This window comes from Mesorhizobium sp. M7A.F.Ca.US.014.04.1.1 (assembly GCF_003998745.1).
In the GTDB taxonomy this organism is placed as follows: Bacteria; Pseudomonadota; Alphaproteobacteria; order Rhizobiales; family Rhizobiaceae; genus Mesorhizobium; species Mesorhizobium ciceri.
The window spans coordinates 1-11,039 of sequence record NZ_RZRW01000148.1; the positions used below are offsets into that span (position 1 = coordinate 1).

Consider the following 11,039-nt stretch of genomic DNA (forward strand, 5'->3'; position numbering starts at 1 on the left):
GGGGAGGACCTCGCGCTTCCCCAAATCCGGACGGGACGACCCGCCATTGTTTGACTGATCGTCGGACGCCGAAGTCACTTTTCGGTCCGATGCTCTGATGGAGCGTTGTCGATGTCGTGGATTCTTCTCTTTTTCGCTGGCTTGTTCGAGATCGGCTGGGCAATCGGCCTCAAATACACCGATGGCTTCTCGAAGCTGGTGCCGACCGTGCTGACCGTTGCCTCGATGGTCGTCAGCCTCACTCTGCTCGGCCTGGCGCTGAAGGCGCTGCCCGTCGGCACCGCCTATGCGGTGTGGACCGGCATCGGCACCGTCGGTACGGCACTGCTCGGCATCTGGCTGCTCGGCGAACCGGCCACCGCGATCAGGCTGGCCTGCATCGCGCTCATCGTCTGCGGCATCATGGGGCTGAAGTTCGCCGCCTGACGGTAACGCTTAGGTCTCTTGGTTTGCGCATGTCGTCCTCCCAGAGCCGGGACCAGGGCGACATGCATGGGACAAACACGTTCAGGGCCGCTGCGAGGCGACCCTGGTTCTCGAAGCAGATTGCTCCGTAGCCGAGAGCTAGCGGGCGGAGAAGCCCGGAGGCGTCCTGCCGGTACGCTGCTTGCGTGCCGCATAACGCGCGTCACGCTTGGCCTTGCGTTCGGCTTCGTCGGCCAGAAGACGGGCGATGCGCTCGTTCTCTTCGGATTCCCGAATCTTGGCCTCGGCCTGTGCAGCTTCCTCGGCGGCGATACGTGCCGCTTCGGCTGCTGCCTCGCGCTCGGCCTTCTCGACCGCTTCGCGTGCCAGCTTCTCCTGCTTCAGCCGGGCCTTTTCGGCCTCGCGGATTTCGCGGGCCGCAAGGATAGCCTTGCGTTCAGCCTGCCGCGCCAGCACTGCGGGATCATCCGCCGCCGGCTTTGCCTTGAAGCGCTCGAGGAGCGCCTTCTTTGCCTCGTTTGCGGCATTGCGCCGCTCGAAAACGTCTTTTTCCCTGTAGATAGCCAAGTCCACTTCCCTGAAGTCAATTCGCGACGCTTACATACGCGCGAAAACCGAGAGTTCAAGCGCCAAAACGGCATGGCAGCCATGAAATTGTCGGCTGTTGCACTCGGGAGACGCCTTTGGAGCAATTCCAGGAAAAGTGTGAAGCGGTTTTCCGTCCGGAATGGCGACGAAGAGATAGAGCCGAAACCGACATGCACTGTTCACCGTCCGCCCCACTGGCGGCGCGGCTGAGGCGTCGCTACGTCTAACCCGAAAACCCAACACCAGGATGACATCAAATGGAACTCGGTCTCTACACATTCGCCGACGTCAGCCCGCAGCCGGGCCCCGGTGCCATCGGCCCGCATGAGCGGCTGCGCAACCTGATCGAGGAGATCGAGCTGGCCGACCAGGTCGGCCTCGACGTCTTCGGCCTCGGCGAGCATCACCGGCCCGACTATGCCGCCTCCGCACCGGTCGTGGCCCTGGCCGCGGCGGCCGAGCGTTCGAAGCGCATCAAGCTGACCAGCGCGGTCACCGTTCTGTCTTCCGATGACCCGGTGCGCGTTTTCCAGCAATTTGCCACGCTCGATCTTCTGTCGGGCGGCCGCGCCGAGATCATGGCCGGGCGCGGCTCGTTCATCGAATCCTTCCCGCTGTTCGGTTTCAACCTCGAGGATTATGACGAGCTGTTCGCCGAAAAACTCGATCTGCTGCTTGCCATCCGCGACAGCGTGAAGGTCACCTGGTCGGGCAATCTGCGTGCGCCGATCAACGATCGCGGCGTTTATCCCCGGCCCTTCCAGGACAGGCTACCGGTCTGGATCGCCATTGGCGGCACGCCGCAGTCTGCCGCCCGCGCTGGCGCGCTCGGCCTGCCGCTGGCGCTCGCCATCATTGGCGGCGAGCCGGCGCGTTTCGCGCCGCTGTTCGATCTCTACCGCGAAGCCGCCAAGCGCGCCGGCAGTGATCCGGCGGGCCTTGCCACCAGCATCAACGTGCACGGCTTCATCGCCGAGACGACCGAGCAGGCGGCGGACGATTTCTACGGCCCGCAGGCGGAAGTGATGAATCGCATCGGCCGCGAGCGCGGCTGGGGTCCGACCTCGCGGGCGCATTTCGACCAGTCGCGCGGCCCCACAGGCGCCCTGTTCGTCGGCAGTCCCGAGCAAGTGGCTGAAAAGATCGTCGCCCAGCACAAGATCTTCGGCAATGACCGCTTCCTGCTGCAGATGGCGATCGGCACCATGCCGCACGCCAAGATCATGAAGGCGATCGAACTCTACGGCACCAGGGTGGCGCCGATCGTGCGCAAGGAAACAGCCAAGCCCGCCACAGCCGTCACGTCGCCGGCAGCCTGACCCGGAGCCGGCGCGAGCGGCCTCAATCCCGAAGCCGGCTCATGGAACCCTCGCCCGTAACTCTGCGTTTCATGGAGGCGATTGCCGTGCGAAGGGGCGCCGGCTTGAGGGGTGACCATGAAAACCGAACCCACAGCCTGGGGACAGGACGTTTCCGATGAACCGGATTCGCGCGTCGCGGCTCGCGCCGACACGCGTCTGATGCGCTCGTTGCTGATCGGCATCTTTCTCTTCATGGCCATCTACGCGCTCTATTTCGCCCGCGCCTTTTTCATGCCAGTGCTTCTGGCTTTCCTGCTGGCGCTGACGCTGACGCCGATCGTCCGGCTGCTGCGCAAGCACGGTATCCCGGAAGTGATCTCGGCAACCCTTCTGGTGCTGTTGTCCCTTTGTGTGTTCGCCACCGCCGGCTATCTGCTCAGTGGCCCGATCATCGATCTTATCAACAACACCTCGTCGATCGGCCAGAAGCTCACCGAACGGTTGGCGCAATTGCGACAGCCGCTCGAGAAGATCATGCAGATTTCGCATCAGATCGAACAACTGACCGAGACCTCGCAGGAGTCCGGTATTCAGAAGGTGGCGGTGGCGCAGTCCGGCATCCTGTCGGCGGCCGCCAGCAACATCCTGTCGGCGGGAACAGGCCTCACCATTATCTTCGTGCTGTCGCTGTTCCTGCTCGCCTCCGGCACGATGTTTTATGAAAAGATCATCCAGTCCTTCGCCAGCCTCAGCGAAAAGAAGCGGGCGCTGCGCGTCGTCTATGACGTCGAACGCGAAATCTCGCACTATCTGCTCACCGTCACCATCATCAATGCCGGCCTCGGCACGGTCATCGCTCTCGGTCTTTGGGCGCTCGGCGTGCCCAATCCGCTGGTCTGGGGCGTTGCTGCCGCCCTGCTCAATTTCCTGCCCTATGTCGGAGCACTGATCACCATCGTGCTTGTCACGGTCATGGCGTTGATCAGCTTCGATACCATCTTCTACGCGCTTCTGGCGCCGGCCTTCGTGATCTTGTGCGACATCGTCGAAGGCCAGTTCGTGACGCCGATGGTGGTCGGCAGGCGCCTCGAGATCAACGCCGTGGCGATCTTTATCGCCATCGCCTTCTGGTCATGGCTGTGGGGTTTCGTCGGCGCCCTGATGGCGGTGCCGCTGCTGGTCGTCATCAAGGTGTTCTGCGATCATTTCGATGGGCTCAGCCATGTCGGCAATTTTCTCGCCGCGCAGCACGCGGTTGTCGTCGAGGAGGACGACATCGCCGACCCCGAAGCTGTCAAAGGCTGATCAATATTTTTGAATTTGCGGCGCCGCCGGATGCTTCCTACATGCGGTCCTGACACAGGATCCCACCCATGACCGCTCTTTCCGTTCTCGACCTGTCGCCGATCGTCGAAGGCAGCGATGCCTCGCAGTCGCTGGCCAACTCGCTCGATCTTGCCCGCCATGCCGAGCGCCTGGGCTACAAGCGTTTCTGGCTGGCCGAGCATCACAACATGCCGGGTATTGCCAGTGCCGCCACAGCCGTCGTCATTGCCCATGTCGCGGGCGGCACCAAGACCATTCGTGTCGGCGCCGGCGGCATCATGCTGCCCAACCATTCGCCGCTGGTGATTGCCGAGCAGTTCGGCACGCTGGCCGCATTGCATCCGGGCCGCATCGATCTCGGCATCGGCCGGGCGCCCGGCACCGACATGGGTGCCGCCCGCGCCTTGCGCCGCAATCTCGAGGCCGGGGTCGACAATTTCCCGCAGGATGTCGTCGAGCTGATGGGCTATTTCCAGCCGGCCGAGGAAGGCCAACGCATCCGTGCCGTGCCCGGCGAAGGCCAGGGCGTGCCGGTCTGGATCCTCGGCTCCAGCCTCTACGGCGCGCAGCTTGCCGCCATGCTCGGCCTGCCCTATGCCTTCGCCTCGCATTTCGCGCCGGCGGATCTGGATCACGCGCTGGATGTCTACCGCTCGCGCTTCCAACCCTCCGAGCACCTCGACAAGCCGCATGTCATGCTTGGCCTCAACGTCTTTGCCGCGCCCACCGATGCCGAGGCTCGTTTGCTGTTCACCTCGCTGCAACAGGCTTTCGTCAATCTGCGCACCGGCCGGGCCGGACGGCTGCCGCCACCTGTCGAGAACTATGACCGCGATCTCGATCCGATGGCAAAGACCATGCTGGGCCAGGCATTGTCCTGCGCCGTCGTCGGCTCCCCGGAAACGGTGCGGCAAGGCATCGATGCTTTCGTGCGCCGCACCGGCGCCGACGAGCTGATGGTCACCGCGCAGATTTTTGATCATGCGGCGCGGGTGCGGTCGTTCGAGATCCTGGCCGAGGCGCACAAATCGCTGTCGCAGGCGGCCTGACAAGTTCTGGTACGATATATGCTGGGCGAAAAACTATGCGCTCACGCTCTGCGCAATCGCCCCGAGCGGGCGGCATGAATTGCGGATCATCAGCCGGCCCTTGAGCAAAAGCTTGCGCGGCGGCGCGTCCCTGTTGCCGGCGAGACGGTCGAGAAGCAGATTGGCCGCCTGTTCGCCGATCGCCTGCACCGGCTGCGCGACGGTGGTCAGCTGCGGCTGAAACACGTCGGACCATGGAAAGTCGTCGAAGCAGGCAACTGAAATGTCTTCCGGGCAGGACAGGCCGATGTCGCGGATCGCCTTCATGGTGCCGATCACCATCGGGTTGTTGGCCGAGAAGATCGCGCTTGGCCGATCGTGCGAGGACAGCATCTGCATGGTCGCGTTGTAGCCGTCGATCTCGTGGAAATTGCCGAAGCGGATCAGCTCCTCCGCGATCGGCAGGCCGGCGGCGTGAAGCGCCTCGCGATATCCCGCCATGCGGTCATGCATCGGCGAAATGTCCGACGTGCCGGTGATGTAACCGATGCGCCGGTGGCCGAGATTGATCAGATAGGTGATGGCGTCGAACACCGCGCGCTGGTTGTCCAGCACCACGGCATCGGTGTCGACGCCTTTGCAGATACGATCGAGCAGCACCACCGGCACGTTGGCGTCGTCGACGATCCGCTTGAGGATCGCGCCGTCGCCGACGCGCGCCACGATCAGCCCGTCGACCATGCGGTCGAGCAGCAGCTTGATCTGATCGTCCTGGGTGTTCAAATCCTCGTCCGTGCAGCACAGCATGACGGCATAGCCGGCCCGGTCGAAGGCCTGCTGGATGACCGAGACGACATCGGTGAAGAATGGGTTGGTGATGTGCGGCACGGTCAGTCCGATCGTGCGGGTCGTGCCCATCTTCAGGCTGCGGGCGATCGCGTTGCGCTTGTAGCCGATATCGCGGATCGCCTGTTCGATGCGCTGGCTAAGCTCCGGACTGACCGTCGCCGTGCCATTGATCAGCGCCGAAACGGTGGCGACAGAAACACGCGCCGCTTCAGCCACATGAAGCATGGTGGGCGCGGTGGATTTCCGGTGTTTTTTTTGCCCTGATGCTGTCATTTTCGAAACGTTTCGCCACCCTTGCCGGCCAATACGTACGGAATCCTGTCCTTTTTAGCAAGAATCGAAATGCAGTAAACATGCGGTACCTCATATCAGCTTGACATGATCGAAACGTTTAGATTAGCGTTTGCGGGAAGTTGACGACGACGGAAGGGAGGCCGCCATTGTCATGCGAGAGAGCAGTTCCCTTTCCCCGCAGCACGGCGCTGCCGATCGGTCGGACACCGTTCTGAGCGCCGAGCATATTTCCAAGAGCTTCGGCGGCATCGCCGCCCTGGTCGATGTCGGCTTCGAGCTGCGGCGCGGCGAGGTTCATGCCTTGATGGGCGAGAACGGCGCCGGCAAGTCGACGCTGGTGAAGATCCTCTCCGGCGTCTACACCGGCTATGAAGGCACGGTCAGCGTCGATGGCCACCCTGTCAATTTCGCTGGCGTACGCGACGCCGAGGATGCCGGCATTGCCATCATTCATCAGGAGCTCAACCTGGTGCCCGAACTCAGCGTCGCCGACAACATCTTCCTTGGCCGCGAGAAGCTGATCGCCGGGCTGATTGTCGACCGCAAGGCAAGCAGCCGCGCGGCGGGCGCTTTGTTGCAGCGGCTCGGCATCGAGCTCGATCCGCAAGCCCGCGTCGGTGCCCTGCGTGTCGGCGAGCAGCAGCTGGTCGAGATCGCCAAGGCGCTGTCGATGTCGGCACGCATCCTGATCATGGACGAGCCGACCTCGGCGCTGTCGCCGGCCGAATGCCAGCGGCTGTTCCGCATCATCCGCCAGCTTGCCGAGAGCGGTGTCGCCATCGTCTACATCTCGCACCGCATCGACGAGGTCATGCATCTGGCCAGCCGCGTCACCGTGTTTCGCGACGGCCGCCATGTACTGACCGAGCCGATGGCCAGGCTGGACGAAGATGCGATCATTTCGGCGATGGTCGGACGCAACCTGCTCGCTTCCTCCCAGGAAGAGCGCCACTCCGGCGGCAACATTGTGCTTTCGGTCGAAAACCTGTCGCTGTCGAAGCCCGATGCGCATGGCTGGCGCACGGTGATCGACGGCGTTGGCTTCGATCTTGCCGCCGGAGAGATCCTCGGCATTGGCGGGCTGCTGGGTTCGGGCCGAACCGAGATCCTGGAGGCGATCTTCGGCTCGAGCGATGGCCGCACCGGTGGCGAAATCCAGGTCGACGGCCGGCCTGTGGATATCCGTTCGCCCCGCGACGCAAGGCGGCTGGGCATTGCACTGGTCACCGAGGACCGCAAGACGCAAGGCCTGCATCTGCAGGCTTCGATCGCAGACAATGTCGCGCTGCCGCTGGTCGGGTCGCTGGCCCGCTTCGGCATCCGCTCGCTGGCCGCCGAGCAGGGGCTGGCGCGGCAGGCGGTCAAGGCGCTCGGCATCCGCTGCCGGGACATCGACCAGCCTGCCGGCACGCTGTCCGGCGGCAACCAGCAGAAGGTCGTCATCGGCAAGTGGCTGGCGACCAGGCCAAGGGTGCTGTTGCTGGACGAGCCGACGCGCGGCATCGATGTCGGCGCCAAACGCGAGATCTACGACCTGATCTTCAAGCTGGCGCGCGATGGACTGGCCATCTCCGTCATCAGCTCCGAACTGCCGGAGCTTTTGCATCTCTCCGACCGCATCCTGGTGATGGCCGATGGCCGCCAGACAGGCATTCTTTCCCGCGATGCGGCCAGCGAGGAGGCCATCATGCGTCTCGCCGCCCCGCGCAGGACCATATCGAGACCAGCCGCATGACTGCCCTGAAACTCCTGTCCCGTACCAAGCTCTATTGGGGCCTGATCGCCATCTTCCTGATCGGCGTGCTGGGCTCGCCGATGAGTTCCAAGGGCAACAACATCTTCCTCTCCTACGGCAACCTGCTCGACGTGCTGCGCCAGGTCTCGACCACCGGGCTGATCGCCACCGGCATGACGGCTGTCATCATCACCGGCGGCATCGATCTCTCCGTCGGCTCGCTGATGGCCATCTGCTCGGTGGTCTGTGCCATGCTGCTGACGGTCCCAGGCGTGACGCCGGGCGTCGTGCTGGGCGTGCCGACCGTCGCGCTGGTGGCGCTTTGCCTCGGTTTCGTCGTCACCCGCTTCATCTTCCAGAACCTGGCAAAGTCCCGTGCCGGCGCCGATCTCGTCCGCGAGATCAGGCTGGACGGGATTCGCGGCCTGATCACGCCCGCCGTCGTCGGCGTGGTCTTGTGCTGCCTGTCGCTGTGGTTTCTGCTGCCGCAGATCGAGCCGAAATTCGGCGTGCTCGGCGTGCTGCTGGTGGCGCCGTGCGTTGGTTTGCTGTTCGGCGCGCTCAACGGCTTCATCATCGTTGCCGGACGGCTGCAGCCCTTCATCGTCACCCTGGCTATGATGGTGACGGCGCTCGGCATCGCACGGCTGACCGCCGGCCAGAACAATGCGGTGCTGCCGGTCTATACCGGCTCCAACGCCACCGCCGATTTCGAGATCCTGCGCTCGCTGGTGTTCGGCATCATCCCGATGCCGGGCCTGTTCTTCCTCGGCGCCATCGTGATCTACGGCGCGGTGCTGCGCTTCACGCCGTTCGGCCGCTATGTCTATGCCATCGGCGGCAACGAGGAGGCGGCGCGCCTCTCCGGCATCGCCGCCGGCCGCGTCAAGATCGCCACCTATGCCGTCTCCGGGCTGCTCGCCGGCATTGCCGCCGTGCTCTATGTCGCGCAGTACCGGCAAGGCAAGCCGGATGCCGGCGCCGGGCTGGAGCTCGACGCCATTGCCGCTGTGGTCATAGGCGGCACCAGCCTGATGGGCGGGCGCGGCAGCCTCATCGGCACGTTCTGCGGCGTGCTGATCTTCGGTCTGCTCTCCAACATCCTGCAGCTCCACAACATCAATTCGAACCTTCAGCTGGTGCTGAAGGGGATGATCATCATCGGCACCGTGCTCGTGCAGGAGCGCAATGCCGGTGATCTCCTGGCCTATCTGCGCCTGCCCGGCGGGCAATCGGCGCACAAGGAAACGGCCGCGGCAAAGCGGCCGTCGCAAGAGACACCGTCTCTCAATCTCGGAGGAAACAAAAAATGAAACGACGTGACATGCTGAAGCTTGCCGCCGTGACCGCGGCACTGCTGACCACCACCGCGCTGCTGACCACCGGCAATGCCTATGCCCAGGACAAGAAGTGGAAGATCGGCTTCTCGCAGGTGACGACCATCGAGCCCTGGCGCGCGCAGTTCAACAAGGACATCCTGGCCGAAGCCGCCAAGCACCCCGAGGTCGAGCTGATCATCACCGACGGCGAGGACAAGACCGAAAAGCAGGTCGCCGATGTCGAGAACCTGATCCGCCAGGAGGTCGATGCGCTGTTGGTGTCACCGAAGGAATCGGCCGGCCTGACCGGCGTCGTGCAGCAGGCGATCGACGCCAAGATCCCGGTCTTCGTGCTCGACCGCAATGTCGACACCAAGGACTACACGCAGTTCGTCGGCGGCGACAACGCGCTGATCGGCCGCGCGGCCGGCGAATATGCCGTCGAACTGCTGGGCGGCAAGGGCAAGGCTGCAGGCAATGTCGTCGAGATCTGGGGCGGCATGGGCACCGAGCCGGCGCATGACCGCCATGACGGCTTTCACGAATTCACCGACAAGGAGCCGGGCATCAAATATCTGCTCGACCAGCAATCGGGCGACTGGAAGCAGGACCAGGCCTACAATCTGATGGCCAACGCGCTGAAGAGCAACGAGAAGATCGATCTCGTCTACGGGCACAACGACCCGATGGCCTATGGCGCCTATCTCGCCGCCAAGGATGTCGGCCGCGAGAAGGACATCAAGTTCATCGGCATCGACGGCCTGCCCAATGAAGGCGTGCAGATGGTGAACAAGGGCGAGCTGACGGCGACCTTCACCTATGTCACTCCCGGTGCCGAAGGCCTGCGCCAGGCGATCAAGTTCCTCAACGGCGAGAAAGTCGAAAAGACCATTACCCTGCCAACCGAGAAGATCACCAAGGAAAACGCCGCCCAGGTGCTGAAGGACAACGGCCTCTGAGGCAAACTTCCTGCCGGGTGCCTCCTTTGGCGCCCGGCGGGTCTAAGCCAGCTTCACCAGCAGCTTCATGAAGGTGGTGATCTCCTTGGCCGAGAGCGGCGCCAGCGTCTCCTTTGTGATCTCGCGCGCCAGCGGGATCAGGCGCTCGATGGCATCGCGGCCTGCCGCGGTCAGATTGACCAGCAGCCGTCTTTTGTCGACCTCGTGCCTGGAAAGCTCGACCAGGCCGCGCGCCTTCAGCCGGTCGATGACGCCCTTCACCGTCGCCGCATCCATCGCGATCAGCGTGCCGAGCTGGTTCTGCGAGGTCTCGCCGACGTCACGCAGCTTGGCCAACGCCGCGAATTGCGGCGGCGTCAGATCGCCGATATGCGCGGCAAAGATCGCGACATGGCGCTGATGCGCCTTGCGCAGGATGAAGCCGACCTGCTCCTGCAGGAGGTAATCCTGGTCGTCCGGCGCCTCGACCTCGACCAGCTTGAGCAGATTGTCCTCGCCGCTCACCGCAGCCCATCCCAGGCTTTGATGTCATCGGCCGCGAGACCACCCATGCGATCGTGGATGCGCGGGCCACAAGTCATGGCGAGGCAGAACAGGATCTCGTCGGGGCACGGACCATCGGACATGCCGACTTCCATGGCGTCGAAATGGCTGCGCACATAGGCGGCGTTGATGTGGCCGAGCGGCACGTCGAGCTTCGAACCGAAAGCGCCGACCTTCTTGGCCGACGGCACGATCGCCTTGGCGTCGCCGAGCCGCTCGCGCATGGCGTAGCCGCCGGGCACATGCCAGAGGGCGCCGTGTTCCAGCTCACCTGCGGTGCCGACAATGGCGCCTTTGCCGTAGCCGTCGATCTGCTTGACGTCGCCGCCGAGCGCCGCGATCAGCCGGTCGGCGAGCAGCAGGCCGAGCGGCTTGAGATCGTCCATGGCGCTCTGCAGCTCCTCGACATAGCGCCCGGCGAACGGGTTCTTTACCAGCGCCATGGCGGCGGCACGGCGGCGCGGCACCTTGGCCACCGGCCCGCCCTCGTGAAAGATCTCTTCGGTCAGAACCGCGATCTTGCGGATCGGAAACTCAGGCATGGGCAACTTCCTCCCTCGAAGTTTCGTTGGGCGCGGCAAGCGCAACCGAGCCACTGATGCGGATCTCGCCGCCGAGAAACAGCGCCGACCCGGCAATAAGCCCCCGCCGGCGACAATCTTCGGCGACGG

At 63.9% G+C, this 11,039-nt stretch carries 11 protein-coding genes and 1 pseudogene; 7 read left to right on the forward strand and 5 right to left on the reverse strand.

The annotated features are described in order from the left end of the window. Positions 1 to 111: 111 nt before the first annotated feature. Positions 112 to 426 (forward strand): quaternary ammonium compound efflux SMR transporter SugE, encoded by a 315-nt coding sequence (gene sugE, locus EOA22_RS12610; RefSeq protein WP_013528463.1) that lies wholly within the window; start codon positions 112 to 114, stop codon positions 424 to 426. 138 nt (positions 427 to 564) lie between these two features. On the opposite strand, the gene EOA22_RS12615 is transcribed toward sugE, so the two are convergent. Beyond that, the gene (locus EOA22_RS12615; protein WP_013528462.1) at positions 565 to 993 is read right to left on the reverse strand and encodes a DUF6481 family protein; all 429 of its coding nucleotides are present in this window, start codon (positions 991 to 993) and stop codon (positions 565 to 567) included. Positions 994 to 1,271: 278 nt separating this feature from the next. Between EOA22_RS12615 and EOA22_RS12620 the strand changes: the two genes are divergently transcribed. The 3 genes from EOA22_RS12620 (at position 1,272) to EOA22_RS12630 (ending at position 4,690) form a co-directional block, all read left to right on the forward strand. Next, a complete protein-coding gene (locus EOA22_RS12620; protein ID WP_013528461.1) occupies positions 1,272 to 2,333 on the forward strand; it encodes an LLM class flavin-dependent oxidoreductase in 1,062 nt (353 codons plus the stop codon). A 117-nt stretch (positions 2,334 to 2,450) separates the two neighbouring features. Beyond that, complete coding sequence (locus EOA22_RS12625; RefSeq protein WP_013528460.1) at positions 2,451 to 3,620, forward strand: AI-2E family transporter; 1,170 nt, start codon at positions 2,451 to 2,453, stop codon at positions 3,618 to 3,620. A gap of 68 nt (positions 3,621 to 3,688) precedes the next feature. Continuing rightward, positions 3,689 to 4,690 carry an LLM class flavin-dependent oxidoreductase gene (locus EOA22_RS12630; RefSeq protein WP_063169731.1) on the forward strand — a complete coding sequence of 334 codons (1,002 nt, stop codon included), beginning with the start codon at positions 3,689 to 3,691 and terminating at the stop codon, positions 4,688 to 4,690. Between the two features lie 33 nt (positions 4,691 to 4,723). On the opposite strand, the gene EOA22_RS12635 is transcribed toward EOA22_RS12630, so the two are convergent. Continuing rightward, entirely contained in the window at positions 4,724 to 5,743 is a 1,020-nt protein-coding gene (locus EOA22_RS12635; RefSeq protein WP_013528458.1) for a LacI family DNA-binding transcriptional regulator, read from the reverse strand. 220 nt (positions 5,744 to 5,963) lie between these two features. Between EOA22_RS12635 and EOA22_RS12640 the strand changes: the two genes are divergently transcribed. From EOA22_RS12640 to EOA22_RS12650, 3 genes are read left to right on the forward strand one after another with little or no spacing between them, the layout of a single operon-like run. Continuing rightward, complete coding sequence (locus EOA22_RS12640) at positions 5,964 to 7,547, forward strand: sugar ABC transporter ATP-binding protein (protein ID WP_063169732.1); 1,584 nt, start codon at positions 5,964 to 5,966, stop codon at positions 7,545 to 7,547. Next, the gene (locus EOA22_RS12645; RefSeq protein ID WP_013528456.1) at positions 7,544 to 8,860 is read left to right on the forward strand and encodes an ABC transporter permease; all 1,317 of its coding nucleotides are present in this window, start codon (positions 7,544 to 7,546) and stop codon (positions 8,858 to 8,860) included. The genes EOA22_RS12640 and EOA22_RS12645 overlap by 4 nt, the downstream gene beginning before the upstream one ends. After that, positions 8,857 to 9,825, forward strand: a complete 969-nt coding sequence (locus EOA22_RS12650) for a substrate-binding domain-containing protein (RefSeq protein WP_127389998.1) — start codon at positions 8,857 to 8,859, stop codon at positions 9,823 to 9,825. The genes EOA22_RS12645 and EOA22_RS12650 overlap by 4 nt, the downstream gene beginning before the upstream one ends. Before the next feature lie 42 nt (positions 9,826 to 9,867). Here EOA22_RS12650 and EOA22_RS12655 read toward each other — a convergent pair whose 3' ends face one another. The 3 genes and pseudogenes from EOA22_RS12655 to EOA22_RS39685 form a co-directional block, all read right to left on the reverse strand. Beyond that, a complete protein-coding gene (locus EOA22_RS12655) occupies positions 9,868 to 10,329 on the reverse strand; it encodes a MarR family transcriptional regulator (protein WP_063169733.1) in 462 nt (153 codons plus the stop codon). Then, positions 10,326 to 10,910, reverse strand: a complete 585-nt coding sequence (locus tag EOA22_RS12660; protein WP_013528453.1) for an amino acid synthesis family protein — start codon at positions 10,908 to 10,910, stop codon at positions 10,326 to 10,328. The genes EOA22_RS12655 and EOA22_RS12660 overlap by 4 nt, the downstream gene beginning before the upstream one ends. Further along, a pseudogene (locus tag EOA22_RS39685) lies at positions 10,903 to 11,039 on the reverse strand (UPF0280 family protein); the annotation flags it as partial. The pseudogene EOA22_RS39685 and the gene EOA22_RS12660, both read right to left, overlap by 8 nt.